This window comes from Brevundimonas sp. TWP2-3-4b2, assembly GCF_049897345.1.
Lineage (GTDB): Bacteria > Pseudomonadota > Alphaproteobacteria > Caulobacterales > Caulobacteraceae > Brevundimonas.
The window spans coordinates 110,762-134,022 of sequence record NZ_JAFCWB010000002.1 but is presented as its reverse complement, the minus strand read 5'-3'; the positions used below and the strand labels follow the sequence as shown (position 1 = coordinate 134,022).

Below are 23,261 nucleotides of genomic sequence, written 5' to 3'. Positions count from 1 at the left end.
CCGATCCTGACTCTAGTACGCCCGCGGGCGTCCGTCCCCTTGCGGCGAACCGTCTCAGGCGGTTCGAGCGCTCAGGAGGCCTTCATGATCTGCGCGAGTCTGGCGCGGGCCCGGGCGATCCGCGTTTCGACGGCCTTGGGCGTTGCGCCGACGATCCGGGCGATGTCCGCGTGGGAGCGGCCCTCGAGTGCGCTCAGGATCAGGGGGGCTTTCAACTGGTCGGGCAGTCCGGCGAGGGCGCGGTCGAGGGCGGCCACCTGGCGCTGGTCGTCCAGCCGGGCCTCCGGGTCCGGGCGATCTTCCCCCACGGCCATGGCCTCGGGCGCATCCAGTCCCATGACACCCCGCACCACCCGCCGGACGGTCCGTTTGCGGCCCCAGTCGCGGCACTTGTTCAGGGCGATCGCCCGTAACCAGGTGGGAAACGCACGGGCCGAATCGTAGCGACGCATGGCCAGCCAGGCCGAGGTATAGGTTTCCTGGACGAGGTCCCATGCCTCCTCGTCGTCGCCGACATAGCGCCGGATGAAACGGTGCAGATCGGACTTGGTCGCTGACATCAGCGCGCTGAACGCCGCGCGGTCGCCCCTCGCCGCCCGCGCCTCGAGGGAGTCCTCCACCGTCACTGGATGGCTACCCGGCCTCTTGGAGGAGGGCGCCGACGACCTGGCTGTCGAACGTCCGGGCCTGGGCGGGTGTCAGCACCGCCCGCATCTCGAACACATGGGCGATGGTCGCTTTCTGCAGGTCACCCATGGCGACGTGGAAATGGTCGACGGCCGCCTGCACCTGGGGGCTGTCACCCTCGCTGGCGGCGATGGCGTCGGCGAGCTCCCTGTTCGCTGTCCGGACTTCGGCTTCAAGCGACGTCCGGCGGGTGGCGAAGCGCGTCTCGATGGACTCAAGGCGCGCTTCCTGAGCCGCGCTCAGGTCCAGTTCCTCGTGCACGATATGGTGCAGGCTGGGTGTCTCGCGCTGTTTCATGACCCACGCCGTGCTGGCCCAGGTGCCCACGCCACTGGCCATGGCCGCCAGCAGCGCCGTCAGGGCGAGCGACTTCCATCCCGGGCTCATCCGTCGAGCCCCAGAGCTCCGACCGGAGACAGGCCGGTCGAGACGCTGAAGGCTTGCAGCTCGGTCGGTTGCGGGTTTGCCGACAAGGCCAGCAGGCTGCCGTTCGCGACTCCCACGCCCAGCGCGACGACAAGGGCTGCCAGTCGGACCTGGCCCGCACGGCGCTCGCCCAAGCGATGGTCAATACGCGTCCAGACGGAGGCTTCGAGACCATCGAGGTCAGAGTGTCCCGTCTGCGTCGCGGCGCGCGCGATCAGCTGATCGATGTCGTCAGTCATGTTGCACCTCGTCTGCACCCCATAAGGCCATACGCGTTCCGTCCGGCATACCCTCGACCCCGGCAATCGATCAGCCGAGGGAGGCCGGCGGTGCCAAAGTCCCCATGACAGCCACGAGCGCCAGAACCGCAATCGCAAGACCGAATTCGCAGAGGAGGCTGGCGCGCAGATGACCGATCGCGACGGTCGTCCCGGCATCGGCGCTCTTCAACCGGGCGGTCAACTGAAAGCGATTGAGCGCGGCGAGAGCCAACATGGCCATGAACAGCCCGAGCTTGGCGATCAACAGTTGACCCCAGAGCGTCGCTGCAAGAAGCGGCAGGGCATTCCAGCCGACCAGGTACAGACTGTTGATCAGTCCGGTCATCACCAGGACGGCAACGGCCCAGGTTCCGACCCGGGCGAAGCCGGACAATGCCTCGGTCAGGGCCATGTCATGGCGGGATGGGTCCGTCGGACGCCACCAGGCCAAGGCGGCGAAGGCGGCGAGGGCACCGATCCAGAGCGATGCCGCAAGGGCGTGAAGGATGTCCGAGGCGAGATGAATCTCGTGGCCCGGCCCTTCCGCCGCCGCGCCGTGACCGGTCCAGGCGAAGCTGGCGGTGATGATCCCACCAAGCCCGGCGGTGACCCACCAGAGGCGAGCGCCCGGCTTGATCAGCAGGATCGCTGCAAGCGCGACGAACGCCACGATCGTACGGGCCACGAGGGCCGCACCCAGAGCCATGGCGGAAATCATCGTCCCGAGGGTCTGGGGCTTGATCGCCTCCGTCAGGGAGCCGGTCATCACCGCGGTGTGCGCTACCAGGGCGGCCGGTGCTGTCAGGACGAGGACGACCGCCGCCCCGAGAAGGGCAGATCGATGCCAGCGCATGTGGAGACCATGCCGGTTCACGCCGCTGTAGATCAGGAAGGCTGGGACGCCGAACAGGAGGGCGGCAGCGCCGTACTGGAGCGCTCGCAGACCGATGATCGTGGCCTCAATCACCTCAGCGGACGGTGAAGGCGTAGGACCCGGTCATTCGGTGGCCGTCGCTTGAGGCAATCTGCCAGTTGACGGTCCAGGTGCCGGCGGTCAGCGGGCGCGCCAGGGTGCCGGTGATCGACCGAGCGTCTTCGCTCACGCTGGTGCTGAGAGACGCCTTTACGCCGGTCGCACTGACGACCTCGACCGTCGAGAAGGCCGGAACCATCCGCTCGCTGAAAGTCAGGGCGACGGACCGTGTCGGCGCGATCGTGGCGTCGGCGGCCGGGGTGGAACTGACCAGGCGTGCGTGAGCGCTGACCGGGGAAGCCGCCATGGCGACAATCGCGGCCACGGCGAAGGCGGGGGCGAAACGGGAAAGGTTCATGTCGAAACTCCGGAAGCAATTAATGTCACAGAGGATACGCGGGCGCGCCAGCGTCCCCTCACCGTTCAAAGGCGGACGCCCCGCAGCCTCAGGGCGTTGCCGATCACACTGACAGAAGACAGTGCCATGGCCAGGGCGGCGAGCGCGGGCGAGAGCAACCAGCCGAACACGGGATAAAGGAGCCCCGCAGCGATCGGTATGCCGAGGGCGTTGTAACCGAAAGCGAAAACGAGGTTCTGGCGGATGTTTCCCATCACGGCCTTCGACAGTCGTCTTGCGCGGACGATGCCCTGAAGATCGCCACCCAGCAGTGTGACTCCCGCGCTCTCGATCGCCACATCGGATCCCGCGCCCATGGCGACGCCCACGTCGGCGGCGGCCAGAGCCGGCGCGTCATTCACCCCGTCGCCGGCCATGGCGACGATCCGGCCCTCGGCGCGAAGGCGTTCCACGACCGCCGCCTTGTCCTGGGGCAGGACCTCGGCCTGCACCTCGTCGATGCCAAGCTTGCGGGCCACAGCCTCGGCGGTCGTGCGGTTATCTCCGGTCATCATCACAAGCCGAAGTCCGGCGGCCCTGAGAGCGCGGACCGCTTCGGCTGTGGTCGGTTTGATGGGGTCGGCGATGCCGAGCACGCCCGCGACCTTGCCGTCCACCGCGACGAAGATCGCGGTCGCGCCCTCGCTCCTCAGCGCTTCGGCCTCTGCTTCCAGGGCAGAAACGTCCACCTTCAGTTCGGTGAGGAAGCGGGTATTGCCCAGCGCGACACGTTTTCCGTCGACCCGACCGGAGACGCCGCGCCCGACAGGGCTGTCGAACCCGGTTGCTTCTGACAGGGTCAGGTTCCGGTCAGCGGCCGCCCGGACCACCGCGTCGGCCAGTGGGTGCTCGCTGCTTCGTTCCAGACTGGCTGAAAGGCGCAGCAGTTCCGTCTCGTCGAAGCCGGACACAGGCCGGATCGCGGTCACCGAAGGCCGGCCCTCGGTCAGGGTGCCGGTCTTGTCCAGCACCAAGGTGTCGACTTTCTCGAAGCGTTCGAGGGCCTCGGCGTTCCTGATCAGAACACCGGCCCGGGCACCGCGACCCACCCCCACCATGATGGAGATCGGCGTGGCCAGGCCCAGAGCACAGGGACAGGCGATGATCAGCACCGACACCGCCGCGACCAGGGCATAGGACAGGCGCGGCTCGGGTCCGACCAGACCCCAGACGACGGCGGCGATAACGGCAATCCCGATCACCATCGGCACGAACCAGCTTGAGACGGTGTCGGCCAGCCGCTGAATCGGTGCGCGGCTGCGCTGGGCCTGGGCGACCATCTGGACGATCCGGGCCAGCAGGGTGTCGGCCCCGACCTTGTCCGCCCGCATCACGAAGGAGCCGGTCTTGTTCAGCGAGCCGGCGACGACGTTGTCCCCGGCGGCCTTGGTCACCGGCATGGATTCGCCCGTCACGAGGGACTCGTCGATGGCGACACGGCCGTCGAGAATCTCGCCGTCGACCGGAATTTTCTCGCCCGGACGAACCCGAAGGCGATCACCGACATGGATATTGTCGAGCGTTACATCCTCGTCGCCGCCGTCGTCGCGAACCCGTCGCGCGGTCTTGGGCGTCAGGTCGAGCAGGGCCCGGATCGCCCCGGAAGTCTGCTCGCGGGCGCGCAGTTCCAGGATCTGGCCGACGAGTACCAGAACGGTGATGACCGCCGCGGCCTCGAAATAGACCGGTGCGCTGCCGTCCATGCGCAGGACGGCCGGCGGGAACAGGGCAGGGGCCAGAACCGCCACGACGCTGTACGCCCACGCCACCCCGACGCCCATGGCGATCAGGGTGAACATGTTGAGATGCCGGTTGCGCAGCGATGCCCAGCCGCGCTGGAAGAACGGCCAGCCGGCCCACAGGACGACGGGCGTCGCGAGCGCGAACTGGATCCAGTTTGAGACCTGACCCGGGATCACTGCGTGCAGATCGACCAGGTGACCGCCCATTTCCAGGACGAACACCGGCAGGGTCAGAACCAGCGCGATGCGGAAACGGCGGGTGAAGTCGACCAGTTCGTGGTTGACAGGCACCTCGGCGGTGACGGTCTCTGGTTCCAGCGCCATGCCGCAGATCGGGCATGCGCCGGGCCCCTCCTGACGGATCTGGGGATGCATGGGACAGGTGTAGATCGCGCCGGGGATCGCCGCCCTCGGCTCGCTTTGCGGTTCCAGGTACCGCTCCGGGTCGGCGATGAATTTCGTGCGGCACCCCGCCGAACAGAAGACCTGCTCCTGGCCGTGGTGTTCGGCGCGATGAGCCGAAGTGGCTGGATCGACGGACATTCCGCAGACCGGGTCGATCGCGCTGTTTGCCCCGCCGGCTTGCTTATTGTGGGAACAGCAGCTTGCGCCGTGATTGTGGTCGGCGTGGGGATGCTCGGCTTCAGCCATGGCGTCGCTCCGTTATCAACGGGCTGCAAATATACCCTATGGGGGTATAATGCAAGATACCGTCATGGGGTATAACGCTCTCGAACCGGAGAGGATCGATGCAGGACGAAACAAAGCCCAAGGTCATGAACCGCCTGAACCGGATCGAGGGTCAGGTGCGCGGCATCGCGCGCATGGTCGAGGAAGACCGCTATTGCGTGGATGTGCTGACCCAGCTCCAGGCCGTGCGCGCGGCACTCTCGCGCGTCGAAACCGAGGTGCTCAGGGATCACCTCGACCATTGCGTCATGGGCGCGATGACGGGCGACGATCTCGCCGACCGCAAGGCGAAGGCGACCGAATTGATCGACTTGCTGGGACGGGCCACGCGCTGACTTGTCCCGGAACCAATGAAGCCGCTGCGACGCTACTGAAGGCACATTGAAGGAGCCTCTCATGAAGCGCATCAGTCTAGCCATTGCCGCCTGCGCGTTCGCCGCTGGCTGTTCCCCTGCCGCTGAAGCTCCGGCTGCCGCCGGCACCGAGTCCGCCAGGGCCGCCGCCGCCGCGCCGGCAGGTCATATGGCGGCTGATTCCATGAAGATGATGGAACCCACTGCCGGCGACAGCGATGCGACCCGCGGCTACAAGACAGCAATGTCGGCGATGGTGAAGACCATGCCCGCTTATGTCGGTGATCCTGATATCGATTTCATGGCGCAGATGCGCGGCCACCACGAAGCGGCCATCGCCATGGCCCGCGTCGAGCTCAGGGCGGGCGAAGACGCAGAGGCCAAAGCTCTCGCCCAGGAGGTGATCACAGCCCAGCAGCGGGAAATAGGCATCATCGACAGCTGGCTCGCCCGGAATGCCGGTAACGCGCCTGCCGCGGCCCACTGAGCCTTTAACGCACGGCCTGCGACGACCAGTGGATGTGAGTGATCCGCCATCCGGCGGCGTCCCGTCGAAGCACCATGGTCTCCGCCGACAGGCTGTTGATCGGACGGCCGTTGAACTGGCCCTCCGTGCGCCCTTCGCTGGCCACCCAAGCGCTGTCGCCGACGGCCCGGGCGGTTCGGCGGCTGAGAACGTTGGGAACCGCTGCCGAGAATTCCGCGTCCGCGGCCAGGTGCGAGGCCGCATATTCCGCTTTGGACCGTTCCGCCGAGCCGCCTTCGAGAATCAACACGTCGTCCGCCAGCAGGGCCAGCGCGGCCGCGGTATCCCCGTGTTCCAGCGCGGCATGAAACGCGTCGACGGCCCCCGCAGCCTCAACGGCATCCGGCTGGACGTCCATGACCGCTGCCGATGAGACGGCGCGATCGTGCGACAACGCCGGAGTGCCACAGACCAAAGCGGCGGCGAGAACAGCGGCGGCGACGCTTCGGGAAATACACATGGAAGGTTCCTGAGAATCCAAGAGGACACGACCGCACTGTGCGACCTTCTGCCTACATGAAGCAATCGATCTGACAGGGGTGGCACAAACGGCGCGACCGCGGTCCCCTCTACGACGGTCCGGCAGGTCCGAACGGCGGCAAGCGGCGGTGAGACCGGCCTAACCTGAGAACGCCGCGCCAAGGCCGATCGCGAACGTCAGGCTGCCAAGGCCAAGCGAAAGGGGTAGTCGCAGCATGAGCCAGCGCGGCGGCGTGAGCTCCAGTTGCCTGAGGCGGACATCGACAATCACGCTGAGGGCAATCGCGAGACCAAGGGCCAGGAGCGACGGCCCCGGCCATTCGTCGCCGGTCGCCCATGGCCATGCCGAAGCCAGGGAGAGTAGGGCCGGCGCGACCGAGGCCAGCCAGACCCAGCGGGGCAGGGTCTTGTCAGATCGGGCTGCAAGGCCCCACCAGACGCCGCCGAGGAAGCTGAAAATCAACGCCGCATAGGCAAACGCCAGACTGAGCCCGGTGAACCGCCACGCCGGTCCACCGAACAACACCAGGGCGAGTGCCAACGCCTGGGGCAGCAGGCCCGCATAGCCGAGACCGATCGCTATGGCCGGAATGGCCCGGCCGCCCGGGGGATCGACAGTTCTGGCACCGGGGGGAAGTTCGGACTGCGACACGTTGCTGAGGTTCCGCTGGTCAGGGAGATGGGTCGAGCTGTTGGCAAGGGCCGTCAGGTCAGGACGGGATCCGACGGCAGTGACGCTGTCATGGGTTCGACGGGCGCATTGAGCCATGGTTCGACGATCGCCCTGACATCAACCCGGGCCTTGAGACGCGCGGCCAGCAGGGCGGTGCCGCTGATCTTCCGTTGCACGAACAGGATGTCCGCCGGCGGCACATGCCATGCTCCGGTGTCGGCCGCGATCTCCATGCCCGGATCGCGCAACGCCGCGACGAAGCGCCGGTCGCCGAAGTCGAACAGTCCCGGCCGGCCGAGCTCGCCAATGATCACATCGATCATCTGGTCCAGGCGCGCGCCGTGGCGAGCGACGGCCGTCGGCCCCAGGAAACCTGCCGCGAGCGCCGCCTGCCGAACCGCCGTCCGATCACCCGCGAGACCCGTACGCAAGAGCCTGCGATAGCCCTGCGCCGTGCTGTCAGCGACCGGTCTGGCCGCACCGAAATCAAGCAGGACCAGCCGTCCGGTCAGGGGCTGGAAGCGGTAGTTGGCGAAATTCGGATCCGTCTGCATCACGCCGAACTCGAACAGCTCGCGCAGCACCACTGTCATCAGCGTCTGCATGGCCCGGTCCCGATCGGCCTGGGGTGCCGTTTCGAGGGACTCGATCGGGCGCCCCTCGAGAAACGTCATGGCCAGAACCCGCGAGGTGGTCAGCTCCGGATCCAGCGTCGGCACGACGACTTCGGGCGTGTCGGCCAGCAGCTGCCCGAAGAGGGTCATTTGCTGGCCCTCGCGCTCGTAGTCAGCCTCCTCGGCCAGCTGCAGTTTCGCTTCGGCCAGCAGGGGTGTGATGTCGATCCCCCGGGGGATGGCTCCGGACATTCGCAGCAAGGTCGCGACATTGTCGACGTCGGCGTCGATGCTTTCGCGCACGCCGGGATATTGCACCTTGATCGCCAGTTCGCGGCCATCGCGGGTCACCGCGCGATGCACCTGACCGATCGAGGCGGCGGCGATCGGTCGAAGGTCGAAGCGCTCGAACCGCGTCCGCCAGTCCGGGCCCCATTCCCGCGCCAGAACCTGTTGCAACTGGGCCGGCGGCATGTGGTGGGCGTTGTCACGTAGCCGACCCATGATCTCGGACAGCTCGGCCGGCAGCAGGTCACCGGCGTCCATCGAGATCATCTGGCCCAGTTTCATGGCCGCACCCCGCAGATGCGACAGACGGTCGGCGATCTTGCCGAAATTGGCCGGGGTCAGCAGCATGTCGCGGAGTTGCGGTCGTTCGCCGTCCACCAGCCGTCGGGCCCCCTCGGCGATCATGCCGCCGGCGACCGAGCCGGCCAGCCGTCCGAACTGGCCAAACCGCGACAGGCGACCGCTCGGCACCTGACGGCCGCGGGACTCATAGGGGGGTCTTGTCATTGCATCACCAGCCGAGGGTCCCGGGTCCGCCCTTGAAGGGGCCAGCCAGCCGGGACGTGATCCAGCCGCCGTAGAATGCGCCCGTCTGGGGGATGACCGTCTCGCCGTCGATGCTGCATCGGTCGAAGGGGCCGGCATAGAAGGCGACGTGGTCGCGCAAGGCCTCGAAGGCCGGTGTCGGGTTTGGATAGCTCCAGCCGACGCGCGGCAGGACCAGATCGCCGAATACGACATCCCAGTAGATGGCCGCGCCCTTCCACTCGCAGAACGAGCTGCCGCTCGCGCGCCGCAACCGGCCCGCCGCAATGTCGGCGGGCGGGATGTAGTAGCTGGGGGGGTGGCTGGTCTCGAGTGTCCGGACGGCGGCACGGGTGTCGGCGACGGTCATCCCGCCATGGGTGATGAGGATATGGGCCGTGGTGGGCTCGGCGATTGCAGGACGCGGAAATGACCAGACGCTTTCCTGGCCGGCAGCCACGGGGTCGGGCTGAGGGCTCATGCGGGATCGAGGCGCGCGGCAAGGCCCTGAAGCGATGGGCGAAGCCGCAGAAAGGCGCGGTAGCAGGCTTCCAGCCCCGACAGCACCACCGGCGCGCGTGCCAGAAGGCCGATGGGTCTCAACAGCGGGATCGCCCGCCACATGGCGGCGAAGGCCGCGGCCCCGGACAGCATCCTGCCGTCTTCGCTGGCATGGAAGCGGGCCAGCAGGGCGTCCCGGTCGATCGGGCAGGTCGTCGGCGAGGCCGAGGAAACGTCGATGAACTGGATCGCGCCCCGGCCGTCGAGCCGGCGCATCAGTGCGATCTCCCGCCGGCAAAGCGGACAGGCACCATCATACCAGACGAGCAGCTTGGTCATACCCCTCGATATGGGAGATGGATCGGCGATGTCACCGTGACATTTGATCCCCGGATCCACGCGCCCAGAGAAAATCAGGCGGGCGGGAGGCGCTGTCGGGCCCCCACGGTGACTCTCCAGCCTGCCGGGGTCTCAACCCGATCGATCCGGGCCGATGTTCGCCGCCTGATATCGCCCACCCGCACATCGGTTTCGACCCTGAAATGGTTCGACCGGGCCCCGACCAGCCCGGGCGGTCCAAGGGTTGCCGCTTCGTCAGCCGTGATCGGCACCTGGGCGCGGCGTTGAACGAGACGACGGACGGTGACGGGATCCTGCAGCAGAATTTCCATCAACCCCGGCTCGGCGGTGTTGAGATTCACGGCCGAGCCGGCCGGCAGGAAGCTGATGTAGGGGGCCAGACGATCCAGATCGGCCGGATCGATGCCGGCCGAACGGAGCAGGCCGTCGTCCCGAAGGGGGGCCATGGCCGTCACGGCGAGGATGATCATGTTGGTGCTCGCTCTCGAGACCCCGGCGCGCTCACCGATGACCAGCAGGGCCGTGGCCGGAATCACGTCTCCGCGGGCGACGGCGTTGACGTTGAAGCGCGCCTGTTCGTCGGCGATGGTCAAGGCGAAGGACCCGCCGGGAATATCGAGGGTGCGCTGTCCGATTTTGGCCCAGGGCTCGTTCATCGTGTCGACGGCCGGCGCGGTCAGGGCGTCACGGCGCAGGGCGACGATCGCTGAAAGTTCTCCGGCGCGGCTGTAGGCCTGGGCCTGGGCGGCGTCGTGCAGGCGGGTCGAGCGCTGGACCTCGATATCCTGGGCCACGATCATCACGGTCACGGCGGCCGCGGCAATGGCGACCACGATCAGGACGTTGAGCAGGATCATGCCCTTGCGGTCGGCGCGACGGAGGCTCACGGGATGATCTCCGGTGTCGCGATCAGACGGCGTACCGTGGCGGGGCGACCGTCAGGGCCCATCACGGTGAGGTCCAGCGCCACGGCGCGAACCGCGGGGGGAGTCAGACCCGCGAGATCAGGAGATGTCACAACGGCAGGAAGGTCCGGAACCGTGGCCGGAGCCCAGCCCAGACCCGTCAGACGGAAGGACCACCGAGCCGATGTCACGCCCTTCAACAACGGCTGCGCGCGCTCACCCATGGGGCCGGACACCGTGCGGGTAAGCTCGTCGCCCGACCGGCCATAGCGGACGACAAAGGGGCGGCCGCTGGCGTCGGTCTTCTGGAACACGATGGCATCGGCTCCGCCCTCGATACGACCGCTGACCTGATCCAGGTCCGACGCGACGACGAACAGCGCGCGCTGGATCTCCGACAGGCGGCGCAGGCGCTGTTCGGTCCGGGCCTGGGTGTCGAGGACGGCCCGAAGCAGGCTGAAGCCCGCAAGCGCGATCAGGGCAAACAGGCCGAGGGCCACGATGACTTCGATCAGGGTAAAGCCGGCGCGGGTGGATCGGGGCTTGCGGTCAGGCGTTGGGTCGGCGATCAGACGTGCGAGGTTCGCTGGCGCGTGGAGGGACGATGATGTTCGGTGTTTGGCGAACCCGGGACGGCGACCGGCTGCATGGCGACGGCGCATTTCAGTTCGAGCGCCTGTATGTGCGGGTCACGCCCTGGCGCGTGATCCTGATCGGCACCGGCGTCGGCGCGTATCTGCTGGGTCTGTTGCTGTACCTGCCCGCTGAGGCGGCGGTCGGCAAGGATCGGCAGGCCGTGGGTACCGTCTGGAAGGGCGAAGCAGGTCTGGAGCCGGGCTTCGCGCTGGGCTGGACCGTGCATCCCTTGCGCTCGATCGTGTCTTTGGCCCCTGCGGGCGAGATCGCTGTCCGCGGACCTGAAACGGCGATCGAAGGCGACGCCCTGTGGCGCGCCAACGCCCTCGTTCTCCGCCAGGCCGAGGGGACGGGGTCGTTGCGGCTGATCAATGCCATGGCACCCGGACTGCCGTTTACCTGCGACGGTGAAATGACCCTGAGCGCCACCGACCTCGCCATCGGTGGCGGCAGGACGGGGCAGGGGCGGATGCGCACCGGCCCTGCGACCTGTGCGGGCGCTGGCCTGACCACGATGCCTCCGCCGATGGCCGGCGACCTGGAATCGGACGCCGAGGGATCGAGCCTGAGTCTGAAAGGACCTGACGCCAGCGAACTCTTGCGGGCGCGGCTCGGGCGGGACAAGGCGCTGAGCCTGACGATCACGACGGCCGGTGCGGCGGTCCTTCCCGGGATGACGGCATCGACGCTCGAAATCCGCTGAGGTTGGCTGGTCATAACCCTGCCAGGTTATTCAGATTGACGATGGGCATCAGGATGGCGAGCACCATCAACAGCACCACCCCGCCCATGATCAGCAGGACGGCGGGCTCGACCAGGGCGACCATGGCCGTGACCAGCTGCTCCAGATCCTGCTCCAGGTCCTTGGCGGCGCGTTCCAGACCCGGTCCCAACCGCCCGCTCTGCTCGCCCGAGGCGACCACGGCCAGCAGCATGCGCGGGAAGACCTCGGCCTCGGACAGGGCGCGGCGCAGGCTCGCGCCCTCACGCACCCGCTGGGCGGCCATCAGGGCGCGTTCGCGGACATAGGCGTTCGGCGTGACGGCGGCGGCGGCGCGCAGGGCATCGACCAACGGAACGTCGCTGCGCACCAAGGTCGCCAGGCTGCCGGCGAAACGGGCGGCATTGAGCTGGCGGGTGAAGCCTGAAAGCGGGGGCGTCATCAGTCTGAAGCGCGCGAATTTGCGGACGTTTACCGGGTTTGCCAGCCACCGGTTCCAGAGCAGGGCGGTGATGGCAATGATCACGACAATGGGCAGGCCGAACTGCTGCACAAACCCGCTCAGGCCGATCAGCGCGCGCGTCAGCATCGGCAGGGCCGCGCCGCGCGATACGAAGACCTTCACGATGTCCGGCACCACATAGACCAGCAGCAGGGTGATCATCAGCATCGACACAACCGCCAGCAGGGCGGGATAGAGCAGGGCCAGCTGGATCTTGCGTCCGGCCCGCTCCCGCGAGGCGACGAAATCGGTCAGATGAGCCAGCACCTCCGACAGCTTGCCCGACTGCTCGCCCGCCGCGATCGAGGCGCGATAATACTCCGGGAAAACCTTTGGATGCCGCTCCAGGGCGGCGGCGAAGCTTTGGCCCTCGACAACGGCGGCGGCGACGTCGTCCAGCACCGGCCCGATGGGCTGGCTCTCATGCTCCTGACCGACGATGCGCACGGCTTCCTCGATGCGGATGTCGCTGCCGATCATGGTCGAGAGCTGGCGCGTGGCGGCGGCCAGGCTTCGGGCCGAGACGCGGCTGCCGAGACCAGGAATGGACAGACCCGCCGCTTTCACGCCTGGTCGGGTCTGGGCCCGCACCTGCATGGGCAGCAGGCCGAGGTCACGGACCATCCCGCGCGCGGCCACTTCGGTCGATGCCTCGACCACGCCGGCGGAGGCGCGCCCCGAGGCATCGACGGCCTGATAGCGCCAGGTCGACATCCTAGCCGTCCTCGCGCACGACGCGGACCACCTCGGCCACGGAGGTGAGGCCGGCTGCGACCTTGGCCGCGCCGTCATCGAGGATGGAGCGGCTCGACTTGCGCGCGTGTTTGACCATGGCCGCTTCCGAGGCCCCGTCGTGGACCATGGCCTGCAAGCCCGGATCGACCTCGATGACCTCATACAGGCCCGTCCGCCCGCGATAGCCTTCATTGCGGCAGGCGGCGCAGCCGACAGGTCGGAACACGCGTGCCCCAACCGGAACGGTGCCGGATGTCAGTTCGGCGTCGGCGGGTGTGGCGGTGTCCTCGCGGCGGCATTCGGGACACAGCCGGCGGACCAGCCGCTGGGCGATCAGACCGGTCAGCATGGGGGCCAGAAGATAGCGTTCGACGCCCATGTCGATCAGGCGTGTGACGCTGCCGACGGCGGAGTTGGTGTGCAGGGTCGAAAGGACCAGATGGCCCGTCATCGACGAGCGCACGGCCACCTCGGCGGTCTCGTGGTCGCGGATTTCACCGACCATGATGACGTCGGGGTCCTGACGCAGGATCGCCCGCAGCCCCCGCGCAAAGGTCAGGTCGATGCGCGCATTGACCTGCATCTGGCCGACGCCGTCCAGCGCATATTCGACAGGATCCTCGACCGTCATGATGTTGCGCTTGCGGTCATTCAGTTCGGTCAGGGCGGCGTAAAGCGTGGTGGTCTTGCCCGATCCGGTCGGGCCGGTGACCAGGACGATGCCGTGCGGCCGCTGGATCATCCGTCGCAGGGCGGCCAGGTCGTCGGCCTCCATGCCGAGATGCCCCAGATCGAGACCCGAGGTATTGCGGTCCAGCAGGCGCAGGACGACCCGTTCACCGTGCTGGGTCGGGATGGTGGAGACGCGCACGTCCACGTCCATGCCGCCGATGCGCAGGGTCACCCGACCATCATGGGGGCTGCGCTTCTCGGCGATGTCCAGCCGGGCCATGACCTTGATCCGGCTGACCAGCAGTGGGGCCAGGGACCGTGGAGGGCTGAGCACCTCGCGCAACACGCCGTCGATGCGGTAGCGCACCACCAGCCGGCGTTCTTCGGTCTCGATATGGACGTCCGACACGCCCTCGCGGACAGCCTGGAGCAGAATGGCGTTGATCAGCCGCACCACCGGCGCGTCATCGCGGCTGTCGAGCAAGTCGTCGATGGCGGCGGCGTCTTCGGCCAGGGCCGCCAGGTCGGTGCCGTCGACGTCTATGTCTGCGGCGGCGTCTGCGGCATCGCCGGTCTGTTCGCGCAGCAGGGTGTCGAAGGCGGCGTCATCGACCGCTTCGAAAGCGATCGGCGCATCATTCAGCCGCCGAACTTCCAGCAGGGCTGCGAGGGCCGCCGTCCGGCGGTGGACGCAGACCAGACCGTCGGCACGTTCCTCGAGCATCACTCCGTTGCGACGGGCGTAGCCGTAGCTGAGGCGGGCACGGGGCGAAATCGCCGGCTCGTCTATCGGCAGGGCCGTCATGGGCGGGTCGCCGTCAGGGTGAGATTGATCAGGCCAGGCTGGCCGCCGGTCTCCATGCGCAGATCGTCCACGACGGCACCACCGCTTTCGAGCGCCCTCACGAACGGCACGGCACCGTCGAACCGCGCACCGGTTATCACGACGGTGACCCGGTCCGCGTCGCCGGTGACCTGAGCGGTCAGAGCGCCCTCGGCGGCGGCCTTGCGCACGGCCGCATCCAGTGGGCCGGTGATCGGGGCGGCTCCGGGAGCAGTCGCTGCGCCGGCCGGGGCAGCGCGCAGCCGCGCCTGCAGGCCTTCGTAAAGGGCGATGCGTTCCACTGCGGTCTGACGGGCGATCAGCAGGGGCTGGAAGATCCCGTACCAGCCGATGGCGCCCATCCCGAGCACGGCGAGGACAATCAGAAGGAGACGCTCCCGCTCTGACCGTCCGGCCAGCCACTCATGGGCGCGCTCAAGCACCGCCGCGGCCCGGTTGCGGACGGCGGTGACAATCATCGGGTGGTCCCGGCGGGCTGGAGCGTGATGACGGCATTGACGCCATTGGGGGCGACGGTTCCCGCGACGATCGGGTCCAGCGCGGAGCGCGCCGGAATGGCCGCGCGGGCCAGGGCCGCCACGGCACCGTCGATCGCGGCGGCATCCGTGGCTGTGACCGCGAGGGTCATCGGAGCCGCCGAGCTGTAACGGATGGCGCGATAGGCCAGCGGCTGCCCCGTGAGCGCCCGGGATGTCCGTCCGAACAGGCGCAGGAACGGCCCGTCTCCTCCGACCCCGGCCGGGGCGATCTGGTCTACGGCCGCAACCAGGTCAGGCGTGGCTTCCAGCCCGGGCTGGCGGGCGGCGATCAGGCTGCGGGTCTCGGCTTCGCGACGTTCGGCCATGCTGTGCAGGGCCAGGGTATCGAACGCCACCAGCGCCAGATGGGCCACGAGGCCCAGACCGGCGACGAGGCCGACCGTCCGCCAGGGCGAGCTGACCTCGGCCCGCTGGCCCGCGTAAACGCCTTGCCGCAGATCAACGGGAGGGGCGACCACCGAGGGGCGCGTTGCCCCCTCCATCTCAAGCGACACGTCCCGCACGCCCTCGCGCATCACATCGGGCAATGGATCGCCCCCGGCGATCAGGGCCGGCCGTCCACCGGCTTCCCACGCCGCCGCCAAGCCATCGGCTTCTACGGCAAAGCCGCCGCCATCGTCAGTGCGGACCAGGGCGCGGCCATGGTCGATCGCGACCCGCCAGGCACCTGCGGGCGGCTCCGGCAAGGCCAGAGCATCCGGGAGAAGGATGCAGCGCTCGAGGCCGTTGCCGGTCAGCAGGCCGACCCATTCGCGCATCGCCGAATGCCGAACCACGGCGCAGAGATGACGACGGTCCGAAACCTCCATGCCCAGGGCCACGTGCACCTGATCCAGCGGCTCGGCGATCAGGCCTTCGACCGCATACGGCGCGGCCTCGATCCGCTTGCGGCGCGAGGGAAAAGGCAGGTCGATTACAGTGGTCAGAATTTTTTCTGACGGAACCAAGACAGTCAGTGGACCCGCCCATGCGCGATCCACCGGAATCACGGCATCCGATTGAATTCGCCAGAGTCCATGGCCGACAATCGTCGTCCGCGCGGGGTCTTGGCTCACGTCTGCAGTCCGCATTGGGCTTGGTTCCCCGACTGGAGCCGGTCTATAGCAGCGGGCGGCGTGTGATCGCTAGCAGAGAGACATGATGTTTTCGAAAGCGCGTGCGAGACGGCGTCGGCGGCAGGGTTTGACCCTGGTGGAGATGATCGTGGTTCTGGCCATCATCGCCCTGGTCGCGGTGATGATCGTGCCCAATGTCATCGGCCGCCCGGACCAGGCGCGTGTCACCGTCGCCAAGACCGACCTCAAGACCATCGCCGCGGCCCTGCGGATGTACCGCCTCGACAACGGCGACTATCCGACAACGGATCAGGGGCTCAAGGCCCTGGTTCAGCGCCCTGAGACGGAACCTGCCCCCGCGAACTGGAACAGCGAGGGTTATCTTCCCGAGGCACCCAAAGACCCCTGGGGGCGGGACTACGTCTATAGCAGCCCGGGCAAGACCGGCGGCTTCGATCTGATGTCCAACGGCAAGGACGGCGAACCGGGCGGCGAGGGCCTTGACGCCGACCTGACCGACCGAACACGGTAGGCCATGGCGGGGGGGGATCAACGCAATCCGGCAGGCGGCGATCGGGCGGGCATGACCCTCGTCGAGATGGTGGTCGTCCTCGCCATCGTCGGCATCTCCGCGGGTATGGTCACCCTGGCCGTGGGCGGACGCAACGACGCCGCGGCCCAGACCGAGGCCAACCGTTTCGCGGACCGCCTGCGCCTCGCGGCTGACGAAGCGCTGATCGTGGGTAGCCCCGTCACCCTGACCATGAATCCCGCTGGCTATGGTTTCGAGACCGGCTCTACGCCCCCTGCCGAATGGGCCGTGCGTTATGAGTTGCCACGCGGGGTCCGGTTGTCGGCCGAGACTGCGGAACTTCTGATCGATCCCGACGGCGCGGCACCGCCGGCGACAATGACCGTGCGCGATCGGGACCGCACCTGGACCGTCACCTTCGACGGTCTGAACGCGGACGTAAGAGCCGCTGCAATGGCTGGGCAGACGTGATGCCTCGCTCACGAAACGGGCGTGAAGGTTATTCGCTGATGGAGGCGATCGTCGCCCTGTTTGTGCTGGCCGTCGCCTCTACGGGCCTGCTGATGGCCACGCAGGCTCACATTGACGGTGTCAGGGGCCTTGAGGACCGGGTCGTCGCCCAATGGATTGCCGAGAACCGCCTGGCCGAACTGGCCATCGGCGAAACACCACCCGACCAGGTGCGGATGATGAACATCGACTGGACCATTCGCGCCGAGCGCCGCCCGACAGACGATCCTGATCTTCAGGCGGTGGAAATCTTCGTGTCGCGCGCGGGGGCCTCTTCCGCGGCCGCCCGGCTCAGCGGATTCGTCGATACAGGCGCTGCGGCATGACGGCCGCCCTGCTGCGTTCGCCCGTCTTCTGGCTGAGGCTGGTCAGCTTTTTCGTCGTTGTCAGTCTGGCGTTGGGTGTCGCCCGACTGACCTGGCGGCTGGTGGGCTGGGACGATGGTCGCGTGGCGGTCTGGACACCCACCAGCCTTCCTCCGGTGGGTGGCCCGACGGGCAGCGATCTCGTTTCCATCCTGACCTGGGCCCCGTTCGGCGGGGGACTGGCTAACGCAAACGGTGTCCCGATTTCGAACCTGGGGCTGGTGCTCAAAGGTGTGGTCTATGCGGCGGGCGGTGGCTCAACCGCCCTGATCTCGAGCGGCGAGGGGCCGGTCCAGATCTTCGGCATCGGCGAGTCGCCCGTCGGGAATGCCGTGATTGAAGACATCGAGGTGGATCGTGTGATCCTGAATGTCGGCGGGCAGCGCGAAGCACTGCTTCTGCCGCATCCGGCGGGGGCGCTGCCGGCGGGCCCGGCCGGCACCTCGCCGCAGACAGCCACTCCGGCAGCGGTGGCCGCGCCGGCGTCAACCCCCGCTGCCCAGGCGGCCCTCGCAAATGCCTCGCCGATCGCCACCGCCGCTGCCTCAGCGGCTCGATCCGCCCTCGCAATACGGCCTCAACAACCCGCGGTCACGGCTTCTGCCGCCGTCAGTTCGCTTGGCGTCACGTCATCTGCTGAAGGCTATGTGATCGGTCCGGACAGCGCGCCCCAATTGTTGCGCGCGGGACTGCGCGCCGGCGATGTGATCAAAAGCGTCAATGGCCAGGCCCTGGGTGACGCCGCGCGTGACCAGCAGACCCTCCAACGCGCTGCCGCCGGCGGTCGCGCCCGTGTCGAAGTCGTCCGTGACGGGCGTACCCTGACTCTCACCGTTCCGCTCAGATAGGCGACGCTCCGTGTACAGACATTCCCGTAATGGCCTGGTCTGCCTGATGGCCCTGATGATGGCGGCACCGCCGACCATGGGTGCCGCCCAGAACCCGCCTGTCGCCGTCCAGGGCGAGGTTGTCGTCAACATGCGCGGTGTCGATATCCGCGACGTCGCCGAACAGATCGCCCGCATCACCGGACGCACCATTGTTCTGGATCCGAACGTGACCGGCGTTGTGACGGTCGTTTCGGCCCAGCCGCTGTCTGCCAATGGCGTTTGGGAGCTGTTCCAGACGGTCTTGCGCACCTACGGCTTCGCCGCCGTTCGCAACGGTGCGGTGTGGCGGATCGTGCCGCAGGCGACGGTGATCCAGAACAGCGCTTCAGGCGGCGACTCGGCCCAGCAGGTCGTCACACGCCTGATCCGGCTGCGTAACCTGCCGTCTGACCAGGCGGCCCGGGCCCTGCGCCCGCTCGTTGCCCAGTTCGGGTCTCTGGAGGCGGTCAGCAACCCGAATGCGGTGGTGGTCACCGACTATGCCGACAACGTACGGCGCATCCAGCAGGTCGCGCAGGCGCTCGACAGCGGCGGCGGGGAGAGTTTCGAGAGTCTGTCCCTGCGTTATGCGGCCGCCGAGGATGTCGCCGATGCCATGCGTCAGCTGTTTGGCTCCGATGTCGGCGGGCCGCGCGTGTCCGCCGACGCCCGCAGCAATGTCGTGCTGATCCAAGGATCGCCTCAGGATATCATTCAGGCCCGCAATGTGGTTGCGGCGCTCGACCAGCCGGGCGGTGCCTCGCCGGTGACCCGTGTCGTCCGCCTGCGGCACGCCGATGCCGAGGCGGTGGTCGACATCGTCCGCGGCATCCTGGGCGAACAGGCGACCGCGACCAATACGGTTGCCCGAAGCCTCAGGTCCGGGACCGGCGGGCTGGCCAGCCTCAGCGCCTCACGTCAGGCCGAGACAGCGGCGGCTTCGTCGCCGGCGACGGGCGCGGCGAACGCCGGCAGTGACCGGTCATCGGGCTCGACCGGATTCGCGCTGGCCGATGTGACCGTGCAGTCCGCCAGCGAGTTGAACGCTGTGGTCATGCGCGGTTCGCCGACGACGGTTCAGATGATCCAGGATCTCATCGTCGAGCTCGACGTCCGGCGCCCCCAGGTCGTGATCGAGGCGGCGATCGTCGAGATCACCGGCGAACTGGGCGAGCAACTGGGTATCCAGCTGGCGGCCGGTGGGGCGGTTCCCGGGTCCGGCGTCATTGGCGGCACCTCCTTCACCCAGTCCGGCACGCCGCTGAGCGCCATCCTGGCCGCCCTTGGGGTACCGGGTGCCAGCGCCCTGTCGGAAGGCCTGAATGTCGGTGTCGGCAGCGAGGGCGATTTCGGCCTTCTGCTGCAGGCGCTATCGCGCACGTCGAGCGCCAACCTGTTGTCCACGCCCAGCGTAACCGTTCTGGACAACGAAGAGGCCGAGATCGTGGTGGGTCAGAACGTGCCGTTCCGGACCGGTGCCTTCGCCACGGACGGCAACACGGTCAATCCGTTCACGACCATCTCGCGCGAAGACGTCGGTGTGACCCTGCGCGTAAAGCCGCGGGTCCACGATGGTGACGTCGTCAGGCTGGAGGTCACCCAGGAGGTGTCGTCGCTGACCAACACGGCCGTTGCAGGAGCGGCAGATCTGATCACCAACCGACGCAGTGTCCAGACGACGGTGCTGGCCGATAATGGTCAGACCATTACGCTCGGCGGTTTGATTACGGATGATCGCCTGATCGGCGACAGCAAGGTCCCGGTCCTGGGCGACATTCCGGGCATCGGGGTCCTGTTCCGGTCGCGTCGTGACAGCCAGACGCGGCGGACGCTGTTCATTTTCCTTCGCCCCACGATCCTGCGCGATGCCGAGGATGTGAGAGCCGACGCCCAGGAAAACTACGACCGTCTGCGCCGCGAAGAGGTGGCCGTGCCAGCCGTCCGCCCGGACCGCGAGGTGCTCAACGCCCCCCGGCTGCAGCCCGGCATTGATCAGGTGTTCTGATCGGGACACTGTCGAGTTCGTCCGCCAGACGCTGCCGGGCGCGACGAACGCGGCTCTGGACACTGCGCAGAGGGCTTTCGCAGACGACGGCGGCCTCTTCATAGCTCAGCCTGACGGTGATCAGGAGTAGCGCGTCTCGTGACGCGGGTTCCAGGCGCGCGATAGCGGTCAGGACATCGCCGAATTCCGCCCGCCAACCCTGGGACGCCTCGCTATGCAGGGTCGCGGCGTGTTCGCCGTTGGGGTCCTCGACTATCCGGCGTGACCGCCGCCATTGGTTGTGATGGCTGTTGCGAAGGATGGTGAAAAGCCAGGCCTTCATGCTGGTGCCCGGCTGAAACTGCTCGCGCGCGCACCAGGCTTTCTCAAGGGTGTCTTGCAGAAGATCGTCAGCATCGCTGCTGCTGCGGGTCACGACGTGGGCATAGGCGCGGACGACAGGGACGAGGTCGACGAGATCACGCTGAAAGACTGACACGAGCGCATCCTGTTTCGAGGAACACCCTTGTTCCGCGAAACTGAGCTACGAACAGAGACTGTCGAAGTTTCAGCTTGACTGTATAAAATGCGAGATCCGCTTGTTCACTTAATGTTGAACGCCGTCGAACACTGGTATTTATACTGTCAATCGAGGCGTTAATCTCACAATATGATTGGAAAGTATGACCGTTCTTATGCGCGGTAATCGGGCACAATCTGGCGGTCCAACCTCATCTTTAAGAGACGAGCTGGAAGCCTCCGTCGCAGGCGAATTCTGGCTTTCTCCTGTCGGTCTCATCGATCGCGCATCATTCGAATCCTCCCGGGTGTTTCCATTCAAGCCGCGATCCGTTCGGCAGGAGGGAACACATGAAGAATCTACTCGCGGTCGGGGTTGCAATCACCCTGGGCTTTGCATGGGGAACGGCGGCTTCGGCCCAGTCGCGGGAAGACTGGACCGGCTTCTCCGTCGGCATCCTCGGCGGCGCGCTGACCACCGACGACGACCAGGACGAAGGCCTGCTGTTCGACCGGAACCTCGACGGTGTCTACGGGGATACGGTGAGCACCACGACGAGTTCGAACGCGTTCGCACCCGGCTTTTGCGGCGGCTCGGCGAAGGGGCCGGTCGCCGCCAACGGTTGCGAGTATGACAAGGAAGGCATGGAGGCGGCCGGTCGCGTCGGCTACGACTATCAGTGGGGCTCGTTCGTCGTTGGTGCCATCGGTGAGATCTCGGGCTCCACGGCCGAGGACTCGGTGACCGGGTTCAGCGGGACGCCGGCCTCCTACACGTTCAAACGCAATCTGCAGGGCGTTGCCGCAGCCAGGCTTCGTCTCGGCTACGCGGCCGGGCCCGCGCTGATCTATGGAACCGGCGGCTATGCAAGGGGCCGGATCGACAACCGGTTCTTCTCAAGCAATGGCGTGAACGCTTTCACGACCACCTCGGACGATGAGCAGGACCTGGACGGCTGGCAGGCCGGGGGCGGGGTGGAATACCGGCTCACTCCTCAACTCAGCGTCACCGGCGAATACCTCTACACCTCGCTGGACGTCGATGACGATTTCGTCGTCCGGATCGGCAGGGGCGGGGCACCGGCTACCAATCCCTTCATCCTGCCGCCCAATACGACGGGCACCGACGTGATTCGCAGCGGCGACCAGTTCAAGACGCACGGGTTCCGCATCGGGATGGCCTACCGCTTCTAGTCGCTTGCAACGTAGCAGAGGCAAAGGCCGTTCGGACTCGTCCGAGCGGCCTTTGTTGTGCCGTTCGGCGGAACTGCCGGATCTGACGACAAAAAGGCCCCGGATGAACGCCGGGGCCTTCTCTGACTCATACGATGGCGTTGATCAGCCGCTGGTGCGGATCGAGCCGTTGACGCCGTTCGGGAAGAAGCCGCCGCCCGTGGCGACCGCCGCGGTCAGGTAGACGATGTTCAGCACCTGGCCGGTGGTCCGGCTGTAGGCGATACCGTTGGCGTCCAGCGGAACGATATTCGACTCGGTCGGCGTGCCGCTGATGCCCTGGTCCAGGTCAGAGGCACCGTCGAGACTGTCGCGCGCATTGGAGATCGCGTCCGCTGAAGTGCGGAGGCTCGGTGTCGCGACGCCCTTGGCATACAGGACCGTGCGGATCAGGCCGGCGTGGTAAGCCTCGGCCGCCAGAATGCCGGCTGCAGCTTCAAGGAAGACCTTGTTGTTGATGAGGGGCGCCGCGCCCTTGTAGGCGGTGACGCCCACATCTTCGAAGATGTAGGCCCCCAGCAGGAAACTGTTGTCGTCGGCGTAGGGGTTGAAGGTCTGGCCCGGACCGATCAGACCCGCGGCGCGCGCCGCGTTCGAGAATGCACTGTTGGGGCCGACGCTGATGTCGATCGCCGGTTGGGCGACCGCCGCGCTGCCGAGGGCGCTGCGAAGGAAATTGACGTGGTTGACCTCGTCATTGGCGATTTCCCGCGCGTAGTTCCGCACCACCGGATCGGTGAAGGGCACCATGCCCGCGCCCGTTGCGGTGACGCCGCCCTGGGTGCCAACGCCCGTGAGGCTTGCTGCTGCCAGACCGGTGCCGAAGGTGGCGTAGGAATAGAACTGCGCTTCAAGATACTCGAGGTTAAGCGCGAAGTTGAGGATGGCGGGATCATTGTCCGGAGCCGGCGGGGCTTGGGCGATGGCGTCACCGGCCGAGCTGCTGCAGGCCCCGAGAACGGCACCGGCCGCTGCGCCTACGGCAAATCCGCCCCCGAGCTTGAACAGTCGGCGGCGTTCAAGCCGCCGTTGTTCGCGCTTATCGAAAGCTTCGAGCATGAGATCGAGATTGGACAAGGGACTTCCTCCTGTGGGGTAAGGGAGAAAGTCGCGGTCATCGCCATATGATGCGACACGTCGAACAA

General features: G+C 67.2%; 28 protein-coding genes. 9 read left to right on the top strand and 19 right to left on the bottom strand.

Annotation, left to right across the window (positions count from 1 at the left end):
• Positions 1-71: 71 nt before the first annotated feature.
• The 6 genes from ACP7AS_RS04255 to ACP7AS_RS04230 form a co-directional block, all read right to left on the bottom strand.
• Positions 72-626, bottom strand: a complete 555-nt coding sequence (locus tag ACP7AS_RS04255) for an RNA polymerase sigma factor (protein WP_426027619.1) — start codon at positions 624-626, stop codon at positions 72-74.
• Positions 627-633: 7 nt separating this feature from the next.
• Complete coding sequence (locus ACP7AS_RS04250; protein WP_426027618.1) at positions 634-1,074, bottom strand: Spy/CpxP family protein refolding chaperone; 441 nt, start codon at positions 1,072-1,074, stop codon at positions 634-636.
• Positions 1,071-1,352: a hypothetical protein gene (locus tag ACP7AS_RS04245; RefSeq protein ID WP_426027617.1), complete on the bottom strand. Its 282-nt coding sequence runs from the start codon at positions 1,350-1,352 to the stop codon at positions 1,071-1,073. The genes ACP7AS_RS04250 and ACP7AS_RS04245 overlap by 4 nt, the downstream gene beginning before the upstream one ends.
• 70 nt (positions 1,353-1,422) lie before the next feature.
• Complete coding sequence (copD, locus tag ACP7AS_RS04240) at positions 1,423-2,340, bottom strand: copper homeostasis membrane protein CopD (protein WP_426027616.1); 918 nt, start codon at positions 2,338-2,340, stop codon at positions 1,423-1,425.
• A 1-nt stretch (position 2,341) separates the two neighbouring features.
• The gene (gene copC, locus ACP7AS_RS04235; protein ID WP_426027615.1) at positions 2,342-2,704 is read right to left on the bottom strand and encodes a copper homeostasis periplasmic binding protein CopC; all 363 of its coding nucleotides are present in this window, start codon (positions 2,702-2,704) and stop codon (positions 2,342-2,344) included.
• A 65-nt stretch (positions 2,705-2,769) separates the two neighbouring features.
• The gene (locus tag ACP7AS_RS04230) at positions 2,770-5,136 is read right to left on the bottom strand and encodes a heavy metal translocating P-type ATPase (protein WP_426027614.1); all 2,367 of its coding nucleotides are present in this window, start codon (positions 5,134-5,136) and stop codon (positions 2,770-2,772) included.
• A gap of 98 nt (positions 5,137-5,234) precedes the next feature.
• On the opposite strand from ACP7AS_RS04230, the gene ACP7AS_RS04225 reads away from it, so the two are divergent.
• On the top strand, positions 5,235-5,510 hold the full coding sequence (locus tag ACP7AS_RS04225) for a metal-sensitive transcriptional regulator (RefSeq protein WP_426027613.1): 276 nt from the start codon (positions 5,235-5,237) through the stop codon (positions 5,508-5,510).
• Positions 5,511-5,571: 61 nt separating this feature from the next.
• Positions 5,572-6,015: a DUF305 domain-containing protein gene (locus ACP7AS_RS04220; RefSeq protein ID WP_426027612.1), complete on the top strand. Its 444-nt coding sequence runs from the start codon at positions 5,572-5,574 to the stop codon at positions 6,013-6,015.
• Positions 6,016-6,019: 4 nt separating this feature from the next.
• On the opposite strand, the gene ACP7AS_RS04215 is transcribed toward ACP7AS_RS04220, so the two are convergent.
• The 7 genes from ACP7AS_RS04215 to ACP7AS_RS04185 form a co-directional block, all read right to left on the bottom strand.
• Positions 6,020-6,514, bottom strand: a complete 495-nt coding sequence (locus ACP7AS_RS04215; protein ID WP_426027611.1) for a nuclear transport factor 2 family protein — start codon at positions 6,512-6,514, stop codon at positions 6,020-6,022.
• A gap of 159 nt (positions 6,515-6,673) precedes the next feature.
• Positions 6,674-7,186, bottom strand: a complete 513-nt coding sequence (locus ACP7AS_RS04210; protein WP_426027610.1) for a DUF3429 domain-containing protein — start codon at positions 7,184-7,186, stop codon at positions 6,674-6,676.
• 53 nt (positions 7,187-7,239) lie between these two features.
• Complete coding sequence (locus ACP7AS_RS04205; protein ID WP_426027609.1) at positions 7,240-8,616, bottom strand: ABC1 kinase family protein; 1,377 nt, start codon at positions 8,614-8,616, stop codon at positions 7,240-7,242.
• 4 nt (positions 8,617-8,620) lie between these two features.
• A complete protein-coding gene (locus ACP7AS_RS04200) occupies positions 8,621-9,115 on the bottom strand; it encodes a DUF427 domain-containing protein (RefSeq protein ID WP_426027608.1) in 495 nt (164 codons plus the stop codon).
• Complete coding sequence (locus tag ACP7AS_RS04195) at positions 9,112-9,474, bottom strand: thiol-disulfide oxidoreductase DCC family protein (protein WP_426027607.1); 363 nt, start codon at positions 9,472-9,474, stop codon at positions 9,112-9,114. Before ACP7AS_RS04195 ends, ACP7AS_RS04200 begins: the two co-directional genes overlap by 4 nt.
• Positions 9,475-9,548: 74 nt before the next feature.
• The gene (locus ACP7AS_RS04190; RefSeq protein WP_426027606.1) at positions 9,549-10,382 is read right to left on the bottom strand and encodes a general secretion pathway protein GspK; all 834 of its coding nucleotides are present in this window, start codon (positions 10,380-10,382) and stop codon (positions 9,549-9,551) included.
• A complete protein-coding gene (locus ACP7AS_RS04185; protein WP_426027605.1) occupies positions 10,379-11,062 on the bottom strand; it encodes a PulJ/GspJ family protein in 684 nt (227 codons plus the stop codon). Before ACP7AS_RS04185 ends, ACP7AS_RS04190 begins: the two co-directional genes overlap by 4 nt.
• Between ACP7AS_RS04185 and ACP7AS_RS04180 the strand changes: the two genes are divergently transcribed.
• Complete coding sequence (locus ACP7AS_RS04180) at positions 11,005-11,739, top strand: hypothetical protein (protein ID WP_426027604.1); 735 nt, start codon at positions 11,005-11,007, stop codon at positions 11,737-11,739. The genes ACP7AS_RS04185 and ACP7AS_RS04180 overlap by 58 nt on opposite strands.
• Before the next feature lie 10 nt (positions 11,740-11,749).
• Here the strand turns inward: ACP7AS_RS04180 and ACP7AS_RS04175 are convergent, their stop codons facing one another.
• From ACP7AS_RS04175 to gspL, 4 genes are read right to left on the bottom strand one after another with little or no spacing between them, the layout of a single operon-like run.
• Complete coding sequence (locus ACP7AS_RS04175) at positions 11,750-12,973, bottom strand: type II secretion system F family protein (RefSeq protein ID WP_426027603.1); 1,224 nt, start codon at positions 12,971-12,973, stop codon at positions 11,750-11,752.
• Position 12,974: 1 nt separating this feature from the next.
• On the bottom strand, positions 12,975-14,471 hold the full coding sequence (gene gspE / locus ACP7AS_RS04170) for a type II secretion system ATPase GspE (RefSeq protein WP_426027602.1): 1,497 nt from the start codon (positions 14,469-14,471) through the stop codon (positions 12,975-12,977).
• Positions 14,468-14,968, bottom strand: coding sequence for a type II secretion system protein GspM (gspM, locus tag ACP7AS_RS04165; RefSeq protein WP_426027601.1), 501 nt, complete (start codon positions 14,966-14,968; stop codon positions 14,468-14,470). Before gspM ends, gspE begins: the two co-directional genes overlap by 4 nt.
• Positions 14,965-16,104 (bottom strand): type II secretion system protein GspL, encoded by a 1,140-nt coding sequence (gspL, locus tag ACP7AS_RS04160; protein ID WP_426027600.1) that lies wholly within the window; start codon positions 16,102-16,104, stop codon positions 14,965-14,967. Before gspL ends, gspM begins: the two co-directional genes overlap by 4 nt.
• Before the next feature lie 82 nt (positions 16,105-16,186).
• On the opposite strand from gspL, the gene gspG reads away from it, so the two are divergent.
• The 5 genes from gspG to gspD are packed head-to-tail and all read left to right on the top strand — an operon-like array spanning position 16,187 to position 20,385.
• On the top strand, positions 16,187-16,636 hold the full coding sequence (gene gspG / locus ACP7AS_RS04155) for a type II secretion system major pseudopilin GspG (RefSeq protein WP_426027599.1): 450 nt from the start codon (positions 16,187-16,189) through the stop codon (positions 16,634-16,636).
• Between the two features lie 3 nt (positions 16,637-16,639).
• Positions 16,640-17,107, top strand: a complete 468-nt coding sequence (locus ACP7AS_RS04150) for a GspH/FimT family pseudopilin (RefSeq protein ID WP_426027598.1) — start codon at positions 16,640-16,642, stop codon at positions 17,105-17,107.
• Positions 17,107-17,472, top strand: a complete 366-nt coding sequence (gene gspI, locus ACP7AS_RS04145; protein ID WP_426027597.1) for a type II secretion system minor pseudopilin GspI — start codon at positions 17,107-17,109, stop codon at positions 17,470-17,472. The genes ACP7AS_RS04150 and gspI overlap by 1 nt, the downstream gene beginning before the upstream one ends.
• Positions 17,469-18,359 (top strand): type II secretion system protein N, encoded by an 891-nt coding sequence (locus ACP7AS_RS04140; protein ID WP_426027596.1) that lies wholly within the window; start codon positions 17,469-17,471, stop codon positions 18,357-18,359. Before gspI ends, ACP7AS_RS04140 begins: the two co-directional genes overlap by 4 nt.
• Positions 18,360-18,369: 10 nt before the next feature.
• Positions 18,370-20,385 carry a type II secretion system secretin GspD gene (gene gspD, locus ACP7AS_RS04135; protein ID WP_426027595.1) on the top strand — a complete coding sequence of 672 codons (2,016 nt, stop codon included), beginning with the start codon at positions 18,370-18,372 and terminating at the stop codon, positions 20,383-20,385.
• On the opposite strand, the gene ACP7AS_RS04130 is transcribed toward gspD, so the two are convergent.
• Positions 20,342-20,863 (bottom strand): sigma-70 family RNA polymerase sigma factor, encoded by a 522-nt coding sequence (locus tag ACP7AS_RS04130; protein WP_426027594.1) that lies wholly within the window; start codon positions 20,861-20,863, stop codon positions 20,342-20,344. The two genes, gspD and ACP7AS_RS04130, sit on opposite strands and share 44 nt — an antisense overlap.
• A 371-nt stretch (positions 20,864-21,234) precedes the next feature.
• On the opposite strand from ACP7AS_RS04130, the gene ACP7AS_RS04125 reads away from it, so the two are divergent.
• The gene (locus ACP7AS_RS04125; protein WP_426027593.1) at positions 21,235-22,077 is read left to right on the top strand and encodes an outer membrane protein; all 843 of its coding nucleotides are present in this window, start codon (positions 21,235-21,237) and stop codon (positions 22,075-22,077) included.
• A gap of 144 nt (positions 22,078-22,221) precedes the next feature.
• Here the strand turns inward: ACP7AS_RS04125 and ACP7AS_RS04120 are convergent, their stop codons facing one another.
• Positions 22,222-23,193 (bottom strand): ferritin-like domain-containing protein, encoded by a 972-nt coding sequence (locus ACP7AS_RS04120; protein ID WP_426027592.1) that lies wholly within the window; start codon positions 23,191-23,193, stop codon positions 22,222-22,224.
• Positions 23,194-23,261 lie beyond the last annotated feature (68 nt).